This is a genomic window from Micromonospora fluostatini (genome assembly GCF_050410825.1).
Classification (GTDB): Bacteria; Actinomycetota; Actinomycetes; order Mycobacteriales; family Micromonosporaceae; genus Micromonospora; species Micromonospora rosaria.
Map to the genome: position 1 here is coordinate 354992 of NZ_CP191251.1, position 16443 is coordinate 371434.

The 16443-nt window shown below is 72.3% G+C and carries 15 protein-coding genes and 1 tRNA gene; 10 read left to right on the forward strand and 6 right to left on the reverse strand.

Annotation, left to right across the window (positions count from 1 at the left end; translation table 11 throughout):
* Positions 1-152: 152 nt before the first annotated feature.
* A complete protein-coding gene (locus tag ACQUFX_RS01595; protein ID WP_067366626.1) occupies positions 153-599 on the forward strand; it encodes an SRPBCC family protein in 447 nt (148 codons plus the stop codon).
* A 159-nt stretch (positions 600-758) separates the two neighbouring features.
* Here the strand turns inward: ACQUFX_RS01595 and ACQUFX_RS01600 are convergent, their stop codons facing one another.
* The 3 genes from ACQUFX_RS01600 to aceE form a co-directional block, all read right to left on the reverse strand.
* Complete coding sequence (locus ACQUFX_RS01600; RefSeq protein WP_428964278.1) at positions 759-1763, reverse strand: hypothetical protein; 1005 nt, start codon at positions 1761-1763, stop codon at positions 759-761.
* Positions 1760-3049 carry a choice-of-anchor B family protein gene (locus ACQUFX_RS01605; RefSeq protein ID WP_428964279.1) on the reverse strand — a complete coding sequence of 430 codons (1290 nt, stop codon included), beginning with the start codon at positions 3047-3049 and terminating at the stop codon, positions 1760-1762. Before ACQUFX_RS01605 ends, ACQUFX_RS01600 begins: the two co-directional genes overlap by 4 nt.
* Positions 3050-3316: 267 nt before the next feature.
* Positions 3317-6055: a pyruvate dehydrogenase (acetyl-transferring), homodimeric type gene (gene aceE / locus ACQUFX_RS01610; RefSeq protein ID WP_428964280.1), complete on the reverse strand. Its 2739-nt coding sequence runs from the start codon at positions 6053-6055 to the stop codon at positions 3317-3319.
* Positions 6056-6324: 269 nt separating this feature from the next.
* Here aceE and ACQUFX_RS01615 point away from each other — a divergent pair, with 269 nt between their 5' ends.
* The 7 genes from ACQUFX_RS01615 to ACQUFX_RS01645 all read left to right on the forward strand — a co-directional run bounded on the left by ACQUFX_RS01615 (position 6325) and on the right by ACQUFX_RS01645 (position 12279).
* On the forward strand, positions 6325-6771 hold the full coding sequence (locus tag ACQUFX_RS01615) for a hypothetical protein (protein ID WP_428964281.1): 447 nt from the start codon (positions 6325-6327) through the stop codon (positions 6769-6771).
* 20 nt (positions 6772-6791) lie between these two features.
* Positions 6792-7196, forward strand: a complete 405-nt coding sequence (locus tag ACQUFX_RS01620) for a secondary thiamine-phosphate synthase enzyme YjbQ (protein ID WP_428964282.1) — start codon at positions 6792-6794, stop codon at positions 7194-7196.
* Positions 7197-7463: 267 nt separating this feature from the next.
* On the forward strand, positions 7464-10142 hold the full coding sequence (locus tag ACQUFX_RS01625; RefSeq protein WP_428964283.1) for a transketolase C-terminal domain-containing protein: 2679 nt from the start codon (positions 7464-7466) through the stop codon (positions 10140-10142).
* A 111-nt stretch (positions 10143-10253) separates the two neighbouring features.
* Positions 10254-10691 carry a DUF3052 domain-containing protein gene (locus ACQUFX_RS01630; RefSeq protein WP_428964284.1) on the forward strand — a complete coding sequence of 146 codons (438 nt, stop codon included), beginning with the start codon at positions 10254-10256 and terminating at the stop codon, positions 10689-10691.
* Between the two features lie 121 nt (positions 10692-10812).
* On the forward strand, positions 10813-11280 hold the full coding sequence (locus ACQUFX_RS01635; RefSeq protein WP_067366641.1) for a peroxiredoxin: 468 nt from the start codon (positions 10813-10815) through the stop codon (positions 11278-11280).
* Between the two features lie 94 nt (positions 11281-11374).
* Positions 11375-11446: transfer RNA gene (locus ACQUFX_RS01640), tRNA-Val, on the forward strand.
* A 512-nt stretch (positions 11447-11958) separates the two neighbouring features.
* Positions 11959-12279 (forward strand): hypothetical protein, encoded by a 321-nt coding sequence (locus ACQUFX_RS01645; protein WP_428964285.1) that lies wholly within the window; start codon positions 11959-11961, stop codon positions 12277-12279.
* A 116-nt stretch (positions 12280-12395) separates the two neighbouring features.
* Here the strand turns inward: ACQUFX_RS01645 and ACQUFX_RS01650 are convergent, their stop codons facing one another.
* Positions 12396-12608, reverse strand: coding sequence for a hypothetical protein (locus tag ACQUFX_RS01650; protein ID WP_428964286.1), 213 nt, complete (start codon positions 12606-12608; stop codon positions 12396-12398).
* 180 nt (positions 12609-12788) lie between these two features.
* Here ACQUFX_RS01650 and ACQUFX_RS01655 point away from each other — a divergent pair, with 180 nt between their 5' ends.
* Entirely contained in the window at positions 12789-13493 is a 705-nt protein-coding gene (locus tag ACQUFX_RS01655; protein ID WP_428964287.1) for a HEAT repeat domain-containing protein, read from the forward strand.
* Positions 13487-14500, forward strand: a complete 1014-nt coding sequence (locus ACQUFX_RS01660; protein ID WP_428964288.1) for a HEAT repeat domain-containing protein — start codon at positions 13487-13489, stop codon at positions 14498-14500. Before ACQUFX_RS01655 ends, ACQUFX_RS01660 begins: the two co-directional genes overlap by 7 nt.
* Positions 14501-14552: 52 nt before the next feature.
* Here the strand turns inward: ACQUFX_RS01660 and ACQUFX_RS01665 are convergent, their stop codons facing one another.
* Complete coding sequence (locus ACQUFX_RS01665) at positions 14553-15062, reverse strand: O-acetyl-ADP-ribose deacetylase (RefSeq protein ID WP_428964289.1); 510 nt, start codon at positions 15060-15062, stop codon at positions 14553-14555.
* A 77-nt stretch (positions 15063-15139) separates the two neighbouring features.
* Positions 15140-16360 (reverse strand): helix-turn-helix domain-containing protein, encoded by a 1221-nt coding sequence (locus ACQUFX_RS01670; protein ID WP_428964290.1) that lies wholly within the window; start codon positions 16358-16360, stop codon positions 15140-15142.
* Positions 16361-16443 lie beyond the last annotated feature (83 nt).

Genomic DNA, 16443 nt, shown 5'->3' on the forward strand with positions numbered 1-16443 from the left:
GCACTCTAGGGCTCCGGGGCGGGATGCGCCATAGGCGGTCAACGATCCGGGCGCAAGGGCTTTCGGCGTGTCTTTTCCGAACCCGTCCCAACAAGTCCGTTTTGATGCATAGAGTGACGAATATCGCGGATGTCCTCAATGGGGGAATAGAAATGATCCTCGTGGAACGCAGTGCGCACGTGGCGGCGCCGGTGGAAGCGGTCTGGGACGTCGTACAGCGGGCCGAGCAGTTGCCGGCCTGGCTGGCGGGGGTCCGAGCGGCCGAGGTCCTCTCGGGGGAGGGCTTCGGCCGCCGACAACTGGTCCAGGCCGGGCGCGGTGCGGCGCACGAGGCGGAGGTGATCGCCTACCAGGAGCCGACCCTCATCGGGTGGCGGGAACGGGCCAAGGGCGCCGGTGCCCGCGCCGAGGCGCGCACGGAGATCTACGTGCAGCTCACCGCCGACGAGGAGCAGGGCGGCACCGTCGTCCGGCTGATCGTCGTGCGCTGGCCGGCTGGTCCGGTCAAGGCGGCCCTGCTCCGGCTCGGGCTGCGTCGGGTCGGCGCCGACCTGGAGGACTCGCTGGCCCGGCTGACCGACCTGGCCGCCGTCGGCTGACCGGGTCCGCATCCCGGGCGTCACCCGCGAAGGGCGGTGGCCCCGGCGTCCCCGCCAGGGACGTCCGGGACCACCGCCTGCTTTGCTGCCGATCTTTCCCACCCCACCCCCGCGCTCCCGGTCGACCGAGGGGCCCGTGCCGGGCCCCCGACCGACCTGTCAGGCGGTGAGGGTGAAGGCGGCGGTGCGGACCCTGTCCTGGTGCCGGAACTCGAAGAAGAGACGGTACGTGCCGGCGGACGGCACCGTGACGCCGAAGGCCAGCACCGAACTCGGCTGGCTGGCCGCTGCCGGGTGCACGTGCAGGTAGGCCAGGTCGCCGTGGCGCAGCGCCACCAGGTGCCCGTACGCGCCCAGGTGTGGTTGCAGGTCGTTGACCGGCTGACCGTCGCGGCCCAGCCACACCAGAATCTGGTTCGACTCGCCCGGCCGCAGTCCACCGTCGAGGGTGACCGTGTAACCGTCCACGAGGACGGTCTCGTGCAGGTCCTCCGGTGGCGTCGGCGCGTACCGGCCGGGAACCGGTACGTCCACGCCCAGGGTGACCGCCATCGGGGCGCCGGTCGGCCAGAAGTCGGCGATCGCCCGCAGCGGCCCCGGCGCGCCCGGGGTGACCGTCACCCGCCACGTGCCGTCCGGTGCCATCTCCGGATGGACGTGCTGGTATCCGGTCAGGTCCCGGCCCACCAGGATCAGGTGCATCGTCCGCTCGTGCGTCACCTGGAAGGACGTCACCGCGGCGCCGGCCGCGTCGGTGATCCGGAACACCAGTTCGCCGGGGCGGCCGGCGGTCAGCGCCGGGGTGTCCAGGGCGAGACCGTAGCCGTCCCGCGACACCTGAAGTCCGCCCGGCCCGTGGTCCATGTGTGCCATGGCCGGTGCCGGCCCCCGTACCCGGGCGGTGTCCGACCCGCCGGCCCGTCCGGCGGCGAAGCCGAGCGCCAACGTCAGGCCGAGCACCAGCGCGGCGGCGGCGTACCGGTGTCCCCGGCCGCCAGGGCGGACCGGCAGCAGCCCGTTCCCGTCCGGCCCGGGGGCGGTCGGCTGGCCGGCGGCGGGGTCCGGGCCGGGACGCCCCGGGTGGGGCATCCCCTCGATCGCCGGGGTGGCCGGGGCGGCGGCGCGGCTCGCCGTCGCCACCGGCCGGTCACTGGTCGCGGTCACGACAACCGGGGCTGGAGGACGAAGAGCCCCTGCTCGATCCCGCTGACCACCACGATCCCGCTCGGGAAGTACGGGTAGACGCTCCACGCCCCGTTCATCGAGGCGCTGTTGCTGGACGGGTACACGTCGAAGTAGCCCGCCTCGGTGGCCTGGCCGGCGGCCACGTTGCGCACGTCCAGGATGCGCAGCCCGGCCCGGTAGTTGGCCTGGTAGCTGTAGTTGCCCCTGACGTACTGGTTGTGGTCGGTGGCGAGCACCCCGGCCGGGGCGCCGTAGGTGCCGATGTGGCGCGGGCTGTCCAGGTCGGCCAGGTCCCAGATGTACGTCTGGGTGGTCACCCCGCGCCGGGTCTCGTCCAGCTCGTCGTCGAGCAGGAAGTACCGCTGGTTCTCGGTGAACCAGCCCTGGTGGGTGTACGCCCGGCCGGTGTACCCGATCCGGGACAACTGCCGGGGCGCCGACTTGCTGGTCACGTCGACGACGGTGACGGTGTCCTCGTTCGAGCTGACGCAGATCTCCCGCCCGGTGTACGCGGTGTCCGGCCCCCGGTACACCACGCACTGGGTGTCGTGGGTGTAGCCGTCGTTGCTGACGCAGCCGGCCGCCACCGGCGACTTCGGGGTGCGGATGTCGACCATGTGCAGCCCGCCGCTGCACGTGTTCGACCCGACCGCGTACGCGTACCCGGTCTCCTCGTTGATGGCGATGTTGTGCGAGTTGCCGAACCCGGGGTAGTGCACGTCCGCCGTCCAGGTCCGGGGCGTGCCGACCCCGCGCAGCCGGGTCAGGTCGAACACCTGCATGCCGTGCCCGGAGACGTCGGCCACCACGTACGCGTGGTCCCGGTAGACCTTGATGTCGCGCCAGATCGCGGTGCGGTTCTGGTGCGCCGGCAGGTTGCCCAGGTACACCGGCGCGGTCGGGTTGGACACGTCCACGAACGAGGTGCCGTTGCGCCGGCCGACCAGCGCGTACTCCTTGCCGGTGGTGCTGTCGCGCCAGCCCCAGATGTCGTTGGCCTGGCTGCCGCCGATGTCCGCCAGCGGCAGGAAGGACAACAGGTCGACGTTGCGGCACGGGTAACCCGCCGCCTGCCCGTTGGTGCAGGTCGCCGCCGCTGCGGCGACCAACTGCTGGGAGGGTTCACGTTGGGCCATGAACTCCTGTGCCGACGCCCGCCCCGCGGGCGTGGCGGGATCGTGGGCCACCGAGGGCGAGCCCGGCCCGAGCATCGACACCACGAGGGTGCCGAGCGCCAGGGCGATGCCGATCCGGACGGTTCGCATGAAGCGACTCCCTACCGTCGCGCCGCCGTCGCGGCCCGGCGTTCCCGACCGGTGGCGGACGGGCGCGACGGGGTGTCCACCGGACCGGCCCGGGTGCCCGCGTGGTTCGCGCGGCGCCCTGAACGCATCGAATCCCTTATAGAGGATTGTGGATGCGTTGTGTTTCCGGTGAAACACGCGGGCCGATACCGTTCGCGTCATACCGTCCACGACGGGGCGGGGCCCGGCGCGGTGTCCACCGCGCCGGGCCCCGCCGTCGTCCGTCGGCTAGCTGTCGCCGCCGGTCTCGCCGACCGGGGCCGCGCTGACGTCGTCGATCGCGTACTTCTTGGCCGCCTCGGCCGGGACGGTGGCCGGCACCGCGCCGCGCAGCGCGAGCTGGCGCAGCGTCGCGACGGCGACCGACTCGGCGTCGACGTGGAAGTGCCGGCGCAGGGCGTGCCGGGTGTCGGAGAGCCCGAACCCGTCGGTGCCCAGCGAGGTGTAGTCCCCGGGTACCCAGCGGGCGATCAGGTCCGGTACCGCGCGCATCCAGTCGCTGACCGCGACCTTCGGCCCCTCGGCGTCGGCCAGCTTCTGCTGGATGTACGGCACCTTCGCCTCGCCGCCCAGGTTGAGCAGGTTGTGCTCCTCGCACTGCACCGCGTCGCGGCGCAGCTCGGTCCAGGAGGTCACCGACCAGACGTCGGCGGCCACCCCCCAGTCCTGGGCGAGCAGCTCCTGGGCCTTGAGGGCCCACTGCATGCCGGTGCCGGAGGCCAGGATCTGCGCCTTCGGGCCGTCCACGTTCGGGGCCGGGGAGTACCGGTAGATCCCCTTGAGCAGACCCTCCACGTCCACGCCCTCGGGCTCGGCCGGCTGGTGGATCGGCTCGTTGTAGATGGTGAGGTAGTAGAAGATGTTCTCCGGGTCCTCGCCGTACATCCGGTGCAGACCGTTCTCCACGATGTGCGCCAGCTCGTAGGCGAACGCCGCGTCGTAGGAGACCACGGCCGGGTTGGTGGCGGCCAGCAGCAGCGAGTGGCCGTCCTCGTGCTGGAGGCCCTCACCGTTGAGCGTGGTCCGGCCGGCGGTGGCGCCGAGCACGAAGCCCCGGGCCATCTGGTCGGCCGCCGCCCAGAACCCGTCACCGGTGCGCTGGAACCCGAACATCGAGTAGAAGATGTACATCGGGATCATCGGCTCGCCGTGGGTGGCGTACGCGGAGCCGGCGGCGGTGAACGAGGCCACCGAGCCCGCCTCGTTGATCCCCTCGTGCAGGATCTGCCCGGCGGTCGACTCCTTGTACGACAGGAACAGCTCCCGGTCGACCGAGGTGTACTGCTGACCGTGCGGGGAGTAGATCTTCTGCGTCGGGAAGAGCGAGTCCATCCCGAAGGTACGGGCCTCGTCCGGGATGATCGGCACCCAGCGCTTGCCGAACTCCTTGTCCTTCATGATGTCCTTGAGCAGCCGGACGAAGGCCATCGTGGTGGCGACCTTCTGCTTGCCCGAGCCGCGCTTGACGTCGGAGAAGCGCTCGGAGCCGGGGATCTTCAGCGCCTTGCCGGTGGTCCGCCGGGAGGGGAGGTACCCGCCGAGCTGCTGACGCCGCTCCTTGAGGTACGCCAGCTCGTCGGACTTCTCACCGAGCTGCAGGTACGGCGGGAGGTACGGGTTCTCCTCCAGCGTCGCGTCCGGGATGTCCAGGTAGAGCCGGTCGCGGAAGGTCTTCAGGTCCTCCAGCGTCAGCTTCTTCATCTGGTGCGTGGCGTTGCGGCCCTCGAAGTGCGAGCCGAGCGTCCAGCCCTTGATCGTCTTGGCCAGGATCACCGTCGGCTGCCCGGTGTGCTCCATCGCCGCCTTGTAGGCCGCGTAGAGCTTGCGGTAGTCGTGGCCGCCCCGCTTCAGGTTCCAGATCTCGTCGTCGGTGAGCCCCTCGACCATCTTGCGGGTCCGCTGGTCGCGGCCGAAGAAGTGCTCCCGGACGTACGCGCCGGACTCGGCCTTGTACGTCTGGTAGTCGCCGTCGAGCGTGGTGTTCATCAGGTTCACCAGCGCGCCGTCGGTGTCCGCCGCGAGCAGCGGGTCCCACTCCCGGCCCCAGACCACCTTGATGACGTTCCAGCCGGCGCCCCGGAAGAACGCCTCCAGCTCCTGCATGACCTTGCCGTTGCCGCGCACCGGCCCGTCGAGGCGCTGGAGGTTGCAGTTGATCACGAAGGTGAGGTTGTCCAGCTCCTCGCGGGCGGCCACGCCGATCGCGCCGAGCGACTCGACCTCGTCCATCTCACCGTCACCGAGGAACGCCCAGACGTGCTGGTCGGAGGTGTCCTTGATGCCCCGGTGGTGCAGGTACCGGTTGAACCGGGCCTGGTAGATCGCGTTCAGCGGGCCGAGGCCCATGGAGACCGTGGGGAACTCCCAGAAGTCCGGCATCAGCCGGGGGTGCGGGTACGACGGCAGCCCGCCGCCCGGGTGCGACACCTCCTGGCGGAACCCGTCGAGCTGGTGCTCGGTCAGCCGCCCCTCCAGGAACGCCCGCGCGTACATGCCGGGCGAGGCGTGGCCCTGGTAGAAGATGTGGTCACCGCCGCCGGGATGCTCCTTGCCCCGGAAGAAGTGGTTGAAGCCCACCTCGTACAGCGACGCCGAGCTGGCGAAGGTCGAGATGTGCCCGCCGACCCCGATCTCCGGGCGCTGCGCGCGGTGCACCAGCATCGCGGCGTTCCACCGGACGTACGCCCGGATCCGCCGCTCGACGTGCTCGTCGCCGGGGAACCACGGCTCGCTCTCCGGAGCGATCGTGTTGATGTAGTCGGTGGTGGTCAGCGACGGCACCCCGACCTGGCGCTCACGGGCCCGCTCAAGGAGGCGGAGCATGACGTACCGGGCGCGTTTGGTTCCGCGCTCGTCGATGACACCGTCGAGCGACTCGACCCATTCGCCGGTCTCTTCAGGGTCGATGTCCGGAAGCTGGCTCGGCAGACCAGCGGTGATCACCGGGCGCTTGCGTTCCGTAGCCACAGGCGTTCCCTCGGTTGTGTGTGGGACAGGTCTCTGTCGCTATCCTGCCCTTTGGTGGCACCCCTCGTCACCTCTGCGACCCACAGACGCGACACTCGACACAGGTACTCACTGGTAACTTCCTGGCAACACGGTGTTTTTCGGCCCTTCCGACCGGTACCGCGGATGCGTGGGCGACCGGTAGAGATCACTCTGGGTGACCCCTCTGCGGCCCCTTTCCGGCGCGGGCGCGCCGGCCGGCTTGCCCCCGGGGCCTACCGTGCGGAGGCATGACGATACGGCGGGCCGTGGCGAGCGTCCTGACGCTGGTGGGCGGGCTCATTCTGCTGTTGGCGGTGCTCGCGGCGATCGGCGGTGACCTGCGGGTGGCTCCGTTCGGGTTACTCGGGCTGCTGTTGTTGGGCGTGGGCCTGAAACTGCTTCTCGACAACGGTGAGAACGATGTCCCGTACGGCTACGCGCACACCCTGCCGGCCCAGCCCGGCGCCTACCCCGCGCCGACCCCGGACCAGTACGCCGGACAGGGCTGGCCGGACGACCACGGTCGACCGGGTCAGAGCGGGTCGGGCGACGGCGGTTCCGCCGGATCGGAGCCCGCCGGGTCGACCTGGTCCGGCTCCGGCGGTGCGTCGGGCTGGTCCGGCGACAGCGGGTCCGGCTGGTCCGGCGGCGGCTCGTCGGGAGACTCCGGCGGCGGCGGGGGCGGCGGCTGGTGACCTGCGGCAGAATGCGGCGTATGCGCAGCGAGGTGGTCACCGTACAGACCGGTTCCCGGCCCACCGTCCGGGACATCACCAGGGAGGCCGAGAACTTCGTCGCCGGGCAGGGCGACGGGCTGCTGCACGTCTTCGTGCCCCACGCGACCGCCGGGCTGGCGATCATCGAGACCGGAGCCGGCTCCGACGACGACCTGCTCACCGCGCTCGACGACATCCTCCCGACCGACGACCGCTGGCGGCACCGGCACGGGTCGCGCGGGCACGGCCGCGACCACGTCCTGCCCGCCTTCGTCCCGCCGTACGCGACGGTGCCGGTCCTCGACGGGCGGCTCGCCCTGGGTACCTGGCAGTCGATCTGCCTGGTCGACACCAACGGCGACAACCCGACCCGGAAGGTCCGCTTCTCCTTCCTGCCCGGCTGACCGACCGGTGACGGCTGGCCGGCTTGGTGTTCCTCGGTCGGGCGGCGGCGGTGAATCCGGTTTCGGACTCTGCCGGGTCCGCCGGTCCGGGTGGCCGTCCCGGCAGACCGCGTCGTCCGTCCCTGCGGATGATCCCCTGACCTCGCCATCGGTACCCGACGGCGGCGACGGTCGTCGATGCCCGTCGGGGTCGGGCGCCGCCGGTCCGGGGGTGCGGAGATATCCGCCGGCGAGTGTCTGAGTGGGCGGACCCGGCCGGATTCGGTAATGCTGTCCGACGTGACCACCCCGCAAGATCTCGACGAGCGGTTCCGGGAGGCGCTGGCCGCGCTGGCCGCCCCGCCGCAGCGACGTGACCTGGGCGATCCTGTCCCCGAGACGGCCGACCAGGCCGCCGACCGGGCGGAGCCGGCACCGTTCGCCGGCCCGGCGGAGGACGCGTCGACCGAGGTCCCGCCGGCTGCCCCGGCGACCGTCGACCCGGGCGCGTCGGCGTCGACCGGTGACGAGACCGCTCCGGCGGCGACGGCCGGGGCCGGGCTGACCGGTGCCCGGGCACTCGACCTCTTCGACGCGCAGATCGTCAGCCGGCAGTTGGACCTCGCCGGCCGGTGGCTGCGCAGCTTCGGCGAGGGCTTCTACACGGTCGGGTCGGCCGGCCACGAGGGCAACGCGGCGGTGGCCGCCGCGCTGCGCCCCACCGACCCCGCGCTGCTGCACTACCGTTCCGGGGCGTTCTACTGCGTGCGCGCCGCCCAGGTCGACACCGGCCCGGAGGTCGGGGAGGACGGGCCCGGCGGCCCGCCCGGGGCCGCCGCCACCCGGCACGCCGGCAGCAACGGTACCCCTGAGGAGGCCGCTGCGGGGCGCACCGACGCCGACGTACCCGGGGAGGGGTCGACGCCCGACGGGGCCGAGGCCGGGGACCGGCGCGCGGGCGGGGCGCAGCCGGGGGAGGGGGACGCCCCGACCGCGACGGGCGCGGGGGCCGGATACCTCGACGCGGCGCGGGACGTGCTGCGCGGCATGGTCGCCTCCGCCCGCGAACCGATCGCCGGTGGGCGGCACAAGGTGTTCGGGCGGGCCGACCTCAGCGTGGTGCCGACGACCGCCACGATCGCCTCCCACCTGCCCCGCGCCGTCGGCCTGGGGCTGGCCCTGGAACGGCTGCGCCGGCTCGACGGCACCACCACCGGGGACGGCGCGGGCACCGCAGCGGCGGGTGGGTCGTGGCCGCCGGACGCGATCGTGGTCTGCTCGTTCGGCGACGCCTCGGTCAACCACGCCACCGCCACCGCCGCGTTCAACACCGCCGGCTGGTGCGACCACACCGGGCTGCGGGTGCCGGTGCTCTTCGTCTGCGAGGACAACGGGCTGGGCATCAGCGTCCGCTCCCCGCAGGGCTGGGTGGAGCAGACGCTGCGCTCCCGGCCCGGCCTGCGGTACTTCGCCGCCGACGGCGGTGACCTGGTCGGGACGTACCGGGTGGCGGCGGAGGCGGCGGCCTGGGTACGCCGGCACCGACGCCCCGCCGTGCTGCACCTGAGCACGGTACGGCTGATGGGGCACGCCGGCGCGGACACCGAGGCGGCGTACCGCAGCGCGGCGGAGATCGCCGCGGACGCCGAGCGGGACCCGGTGCTCGCCACCGCCCGGATGCTGGTGTCGGCGGGCTTCGTCACCGGCGAGGACCTGCTGGCCCGGTACGACGAGGTGGGCTGGCAGGTGCGCCGGCTGGCCGAGGAGGTGATCGGCGAGCCGAAGCTCGACGAGCCGGCCGAGGTCGTCGCCCCGCTCGCCCCGCGCCGCCCGGCCCGGGTCTCCCGGCTGGTGGCCGACGCGGCGGCGCGGGCCGCCGGGCCGGGGGCCGCCGCCCGCGCGGAGGCGTTCGGCGGGAAGCCGCCGGAACTGGCCGGGCCGCTCACCCTCGCGCAGAGCATCAACGCCGCGCTGACCGACGCCATGCTGGACCACCCGCAGATGGCGGTCTTCGGCGAGGACGTCGCGGCCAAGGGCGGGCTGTACGGGGTGACGAAGGGGTTGCGGGACCGGTTCGGCCCGGCCCGGGTCTTCGACACGCTGCTCGACGAGACGTCCGTGCTCGGGCTCGGGCTCGGTGCCGGGCTGGCCGGGATGCTGCCGGTGCCGGAGATCCAGTACCTGGCGTACCTGCACAACGCCGAGGACCAGTTGCGCGGCGAGGCGGCCACCCTCCAGTTCTTCTCGCAGGGGGCGTTCCGCAACCCGATGGTGGTCCGGGTGGCGGGGCTGGCGTACCAGGAGGGGCTGGGCGGGCACTTCCGCAACGACAACGCGGTGGCCGTGCTGCGCGACGTGCCGGGCCTGGTGGTCGCGGTGCCGGCCCGGCCGGACGACGCCGCGCCGATGCTGCGTACCTGCCTGGCCAGCGCGACGGTGGACGGCACGGTCTGCGTCTTCCTGGAGCCGATCGCGCTGTACCACACCCGCGACCTCTACACCGACGGTGACGGGGAGTGGCTCGGCGAGTACGCCGAACCCGGTGCGTGGCCGGCCGGGCACGCACCGATCGGGCGGGCCCGGGTGTACGGGGTGGGCTCCGCCGAGGACGTCACCATCGTGACGTTCGGTAACGGGGTGCGGATGTCGCTGCGGGCGGCGTCGACGCTGGCCGACGAGGGGATCGGGACCCGGGTGGTGGACCTGCGCTGGCTGGCCCCGCTGCCCGTGGCGGATCTCATCCGGGAGGCGTCGGCGACCGGCCGGGTGCTGGTCGTGGACGAGACGCGGCGCACCGGCGGCGTCGGCGAGGGGGTGCTCGCCGCGCTGGTGGATGCCGGATATGTGGGTGCCGCGCGCCGAGTAGCCGCAATTGACTCTTTTATACCATTAGGCCCGGCGGCGCGTCGGGTGCTGGTCTCCGAAGAGGCCATTACCCAGGGTGCCCGTACCCTGCTGGCGCGGTAAATTCCGTTCCACCCGGTGCGCCACTTGCGCGCGGCGGCACAAGTGTGTGGACTTGCCCTGACGGCGTCATGACACGATGCCGGTCAGCACGAGATGAGGAGGCACGCGACAGTGAGCGCGACCGCAGGTCAGGCCGCCGACGGGGTACGCAGCCTGGCGGACCGGTTCGGTATCGAGCCGGGGATGGTCGTCATGGAGATCGGGTACGACGAGGACGTCGACCACGACCTCCGTGACGCCCTTGCCGACCGCTGTGGAGAGCTGGTCGACGAGGACACCGACGAGGTGGTCGACGCGGTACTGGTCTGGTACCGCGACGGCGACGGTGATCTCTTCGAACTCCTCGTCGACGCCCTCGGCCCGTTGGCCGGCAACGGTGTCGTGTGGCTGCTGACGCCCAAGGCCGGGCGGGACGGGCACGTCGAGCCGAGCGAGGTCGCCGAGTCCGCGCAGACCGCCGGCCTCCAGCAGACCTCCACCATCAACGCCGGCGTGGACTGGAGCGGGGCCCGCCTGGTCCTGCGCCGGGGCAGCAAGAGCAAGAAGTGACGGTGTCCGCTCCGGTCGGCGACGGGCCGGCCGGGGTGGCGTCACCGCCCGGTGGACGGGACGGGCCGCCGTCAGCCACGTGTGGCAGGCTGGTGCCACCGTGACTACCCAAGGAGCTCGCATGCCGATCGAGGTTGGTGCCGAGGCGCCGGACTTCGTGCTCAAGGACCAGAACAACCAGGAGGTCCGGCTCTCGGACTACCGGGGCAAGCGCACCGTCCTGCTGGTCTTCTACCCCCTCGCCTTCACCGGCATCTGCTCCGGCGAGCTGTGCGAGGTGCGGGACAACCTCAACCAGTACGTCAACGACGACGTCCAGGTGCTCACCGTCAGCGTCGACTCGGTCTACGCGCACAAGGTGTGGGCCGACAAGGAGGGCTACCAGTTCCCGCTGCTGGCCGACTTCTGGCCGCACGGCGCGACGGCCCAGGCGTACGGGGTGTTCAACGACATCGCCGGGATCGCCAACCGGGGCACCTTCGTGATCGACAAGGCCGGCGTGGTCCGGTTCGCCGAGATGAACCTGCCCGGCGAGGCCCGGGACCAGGAGTCCTGGCGCAAGGCCCTGGCGGAGACCGCCGCCGCCTGACCCTCCGACGGGCGATCCACGATTGATCCCGTTCGACCGGGCCGGTGGCCGGCAGGTAAGCTGACCAGCCACCGGCCCGCCGCACGGGCGTACCGGGCGCGTAGCTCAGTGGGAGAGCACTCGCCTTACAAGCGAGGGGTCGCAGGTTCGAAACCTGCCGCGCCCACAAACCCCCCTCCACCAGGGAAAACGCCGGCGTCGTGCCAGTTGGCCGCAGCGTTCGTTTGCTCACGCAGCACCCGCTCAACGCGTACGCCTCCACCGCGACGTGGCGGAACGCAACGCCACACAAGCCGCGCGGGCGACCTAGATTCCATCGGCCCATGCCTGGACTACCCCCCGGCTGCGATGACCGACCAATCTCAAGAGTTGCTACTGCTACCTAGCTAGCCGCCTGCGAGTGGGGCACTCGGACACTGTCGGCGACTCGACAATCTGAGTGCCTGTCAAAACGACCAACCGCCCCCATCATCGCCTGATGCGTATCCGCCACTGCCTGACAGCCGCAGCCCTTACCGCAGCCCTCGCCGCCTGCGGAAGCAACACCCCGCACCGAACCCGGCCAGCGCTCCCGATCCCGCAGGACCAGCACCCGCCGCGACCGCTGCCGCTGCCCTCGACGCCCGCGCCGTTCTTGACGGCCTCAAGGCTGCCGACGTCGGACTACGGAAGCCCGCTGTGCAGAACGAGGACACCGATCCGAACAACCTGCTCGGCAGGCCCAACGGCTACCTGTCCCGCGCCAGCGCCGAGCTGCCTGGGGGCAACGGCGAAGCCGACCGGTATACGGTCGACCGGGGGTTGGCGATCGAGGTTTTCACCACCGCAGCCGAAGCGGATCGACGCTCGGAGTACATCCAGGGCCTGCAGGAGGCGGCGCCAATCCTCGGAACCGAGTACCACTACCGGGCGGATCAAGGCCGGGTCCTGGTGCGCGTCACCGGGAAAGTCAAGCCATCGGCGGCGAAGAAGATCGAGCAGGCCGTAGCCGACCTGTGACCCATGAACCGGATGCCAAGCGTGATTGACGTGCGGGTGTCCGGGCTCCGCTTTTGGACGGCGCGGAACCGGGCTGGTGTGGTATTGGGCGGGGTCCGGGTTAGGCCGAAGGGCGTCTACTTCTTCTCAGCCTGCTGGCGCAGTCGCCGGAGTTGGAGCAGCAGGTTTAAGACGATGATCGTCGTCAGTAGGGGCAGAAGATCCGTCAGCCACGCCAGCTTCCGCCACTCGCCGGGCTCGAAGAGGAGCGTCATGGTGAAGGCGAGGGCGATGACGATCCCCGAGATCTGCGCGGTCGACACCACGAGGTGACGGATCGTGTGACGCATCCAGACCCCCCATGCCGTACCCGACGTGATGGTTGTCGATTATCCCGACTCGCCACTCGGACGGCATGCCATGTGATGGGGTATGAGTCGGTTGGTGATACTTGTCGGTTTCGGTGTGTGCGGCGGCTGGGCCGGGGGTTGACCTTGACACTGTGACAAGGTCTTCACTGGTGGTCGGAGGTGGTTCCCATCGACACGGCACACAGGCAACCACAGGACACCCGACTGCTCGACGCACTGGCCGCCGGGGACTCGTCGACGCGGCTGAAGGCGGCCCTGGCGATCGGTACGCGGCCCGAGCCCGGCTTCGTGGACGCGCTGGTGGCCCGGTGCGCGGTCGAGCCGAACTTCTACGTACGCGACATGCTCACCTGGGCGCTGACCCGCCTCCCGGCGGAGGTCACCGTCCCGAGGCTGCGCACGGAACTCGGGTCCGACCGTACCCAGGCCCGGAGCCAGGCGCTGCACACCCTGTCCAAGATCGGGGACCGGAGCGCGTGGCCCGCGATCACCCGGTCGCTGCTGCACGACGCCGACGACGAGGTCGCGCGGACCGCTTGGCGTACCGCCGTCGTGCTGGTGCCCGACGGGGAGCGGGAGGCGCTGGCCGCCGAGTTGGCCACCCAGTTCGGCCGGGGTGACCGGGAGGTACGGCTGAGCCTGAGCCGGGCCCTGGTCGCGCTCGGCGAGGTGGTCGAGCCGGTCCTGCGGACGGCGGCGACGCACCACGACGCGACGGTCCGGGCGCACGCGCAGGCCACGGAGCGGCTGCTGCACGACCCGGAGGCCGGGTTCGACCTCGCCGTCGACGAGGCGATCAAGGTCGTCGCGCTCGGCCCGGACCGGAAGGGGTCGTCGGACGGGGAGGAGACGACCGCGTGCTGATCGGTGAGGTGGCCCGCCGCTCGGGGGTGAGCGCCCGGATGCTCCGGCACTACGACACCCTGGGGCTGGTCCGGCCGACCGGCCGCACGGTGGGCGGCTACCGGGAGTACACCCCCGACGATCTCCGGAGGATCTTCCACGTGGAGGGTCTGCGGTCCCTGGGGCTGTCGTTGCGCCAGATCGCCCGCGCTCTCGACGACCCCGGTTTCACCCCGTCCGCGCTGGTCGGCGACCTCATTCGCAGGACCGAGGAGCGGCTGACCCGGGAGCAGGAACTCCTCGACCGGCTCCGGACCGTCGACGCGGCCGGGCCCGCCGGCTGGCCGGACGTCGCGCGGATCGTCGAACTCCTGCACGGGCTGAACTCGCCGAGCGCCGCGCGGCGACAGCAGGCCGTCCTGGCCCCGGCCGACCCCCTGTCGGTACCCACCGATCTGCTGGCCGGGGCGGTCCTCGCCGAATCCGATCCGCACGTGGCGGGGGCCCTGCGCTGGGCCCTCGCGCGGGCCGGCGGTGACGGGGTGGCGACCCTGGCGGCCGGCCTGGCCTCCGACGACGTGGACGTCCGGCGGCGCGTGGTCCTGGCGCTCGCCGAGCTGCCCGACGACGAGGCGACCGCGCTGCTCACGGACGCGCTCGACGACCCGGACCCGGCGATCCGGCGGCGGGCCGCTCTCGCGCTGGGCGCGCGGGGCGTGACCGCCGCCGTGCCGACGCTCGTCGCCATGGTGGTCGAGGGCGCGAACGACGTCGAGGCGGCCGAGCTGCTGGCCACGCTGGCCCGGGACGCCTCGTGGGCAGACCGGATCATGGGTACGCTCGCCGCCGAACTCGCCGCCCACACCGGGGACCTCACGGTACGGATGCGGCTGACCCAGGCGCTCGCCGAGATGCCGGGGACCGTCGCGCTCGACCTCCTGCGGCACCTGTCCCACGACGACGACCGTCGGGTGGCCCTCTTCGCCGCAGCCCTCGTCACAGCGCTCGAAGACCGTCCGCCCGGTTAGGAAGGGGCCCTTTTACTACAGGAAGCGTTAACAGGGGGCCCTTCCTTACACCTCAGCCGGGGGCGGCGAGGGCGGTGCGCAGCAGGCGGTACGTGGCATCGTCGAAGGCGACCAGGCGGATCCGCTCGACGGCGGTGGGCGTGGCCCGCAGGGTGGTGACCGCGATCGTCGCGGCCTCCTCCGGCGGGTACCCGTACACGCCGGTGGAGATGGCCGGGAAGGCGACACTGTTCGCCCCGATCCCGTCGGCCACCGCCAGGCTGCGCCGGTAGCAGGAGGCCAGCGTCTCGGCCTCGCCGTCGCCGCCGCCCGTCCACACCGGCCCGACGGTGTGGATGACGTGCCGGACCGGCGGGTGCAGGTCGAACGCGGGCGTGGCGACCGCGTCGCCCGGCACGCACGGCGCGAGCGCGGCACCGGCCTGCGCCAGGCGTGGCCCCGCCGCCCGGTGGATCGCACCGTCCACCCCACCACCGCCCATCAGCGACTCGTTCGCCGCGGTGACGATGGCGTCGACGTTCTCGCGGGTGATGTCACCCTGCACCACTTCGATCTCGGGCATGTCCTGATCATGTCAGCCGGAGACCACCGACGCAGGTCAGGGAGCGCCGCGAGCAGGTCGGACGGCGATCCGCAGCGTCAGACGGCGATCCGTAGCGCCTCGGCGAGGCGGACGATCCCGGGATGGGGTCTCCCGCAGCGGCGCAGCAGGGCGCGGATCGTCTCCCGGGCGGCGGGGCGGCTGCGGACCTCGGCGGGCGCGGCCCGGTCCGCGAGCAGCAGCGCGCGGCTGGCTTCGGGCAGGTCGTTGAGGCGTAGGCAGCCGTGTGCCACGTCGAGCAGGTGGGCGGCTCGGGGTTCCGGGGGTAGCTGGTGGAACGCCGTCGAGTCGAGCACGCTGCGGTGCCCGGTGACGGCGGCGGCGTGCTGGTCGAGGTCGAGTGCGGTGACGATCCGGGCCAGCGCGACCACGACCGGCCCGAAGCTCGTACCGTGGTCGTGCCGGTCGTCGCCGACCAGGGTGGCGACCTCGTCGGCCTGGTCGAGGAGGTCGGTGACGCCGGTCCGGTCGCCTCGGCTGGCGGCTCCGCGTGCTGCCTGGAGGAGCAGGCTGCCGTACCCGGTGAGGAGGGTGGGTGGGGCGGTGCGGGGGTCGGGTGGGGTGAGCCGGTGGGCGACGGTGAGCGCGACCTCCACGGTGTGCCGGTGGCGGCCCAGGGTGTGCAGGACGCGGGTGAGGTGCACGGTGGCCGACAGGGTGAGGGCGTCGTCGTCGGTGTCCCGGCAGACCGTCATCGCCCGGTCGGCGGCGAGCCAGGCCAGGCCGGGATCGCCGAGCTTGCGTAGCACCGTCGAGGCGAGCTGGTAGCCCTGTGCGAGCTGGTGGCAGGCCTGCGGGTCGTCGGGGTGGGCCGCCCGGCAGCGGTGGCCGTCGCGCAGTAGGCCCGGCAGTGTGCCGAGCAGCGTCCGGTAGTCGGCGTGCTGGAGCGCCAACCAGGCATGGCCGATGCCGCGCCGCAGGCCGGTCGGGTCCGGTTCCGCGCCGTCGGGCGGGGCCAGCGTCGCGTCGTACGCGAACAGGGCCGCCCGGAGGACGTCCAGCTCCCGGCCGCCGACCGGGCCGACCGGCGTGGTGGTCGGGCCGGCCGCCGCCGGCTCGGTGCCGGTGTCGGTGCCGACGAGGACGTCGACGTCGACCCGGAGCGTGCGGGCGATCTCCCGGAGGTTGGAGAGCTTGTCCAGCCGGCGGGTACCCCGCTCCACCTTCGACTTGCCGAGGGCGTCGGCGAAGGCCTGCTGCGACATCCCGCGCTGGTTGCGCCAGTACGCCAACCGCCGGCCGACGGGTAGCTCAGCCACGGCACCGGTAGCCGCGTCGCTGGCCGTACGTGAGCAGGGGAGCGCGCCGCTGGGCGAGCGGGACGAGCCGGGTCGGCCCGTCG

Bases quoted from the DNA above. Each gene is read 5' to 3' on its own strand.
- ACQUFX_RS01635 (WP_067366641.1), top strand. From the start codon at position 10,813: ATGCCGATCGAGGTTGGTGCCGAGGCGCCGGACTTCGTGCTCAAGGAC.
- ACQUFX_RS01620 (WP_428964282.1), top strand. From the start codon at position 6,792: ATGCGCAGCGAGGTGGTCACCGTACAGACCGGTTCCCGGCCCACCGTC.
- ACQUFX_RS01605 (WP_428964279.1), bottom strand. From the start codon at position 3,049: ATGCGAACCGTCCGGATCGGCATCGCCCTGGCGCTCGGCACCCTCGTG.
- ACQUFX_RS01595 (WP_067366626.1), top strand. From the start codon at position 153: ATGATCCTCGTGGAACGCAGTGCGCACGTGGCGGCGCCGGTGGAAGCG.
- ACQUFX_RS01625 (WP_428964283.1), top strand. From the start codon at position 7,464: ATGCTGTCCGACGTGACCACCCCGCAAGATCTCGACGAGCGGTTCCGG.
- ACQUFX_RS01615 (WP_428964281.1), top strand. From the start codon at position 6,325: ATGACGATACGGCGGGCCGTGGCGAGCGTCCTGACGCTGGTGGGCGGG.
- ACQUFX_RS01650 (WP_428964286.1), bottom strand. From the start codon at position 12,608: ATGCGTCACACGATCCGTCACCTCGTGGTGTCGACCGCGCAGATCTCG.
- ACQUFX_RS01665 (WP_428964289.1), bottom strand. From the start codon at position 15,062: ATGCCCGAGATCGAAGTGGTGCAGGGTGACATCACCCGCGAGAACGTC.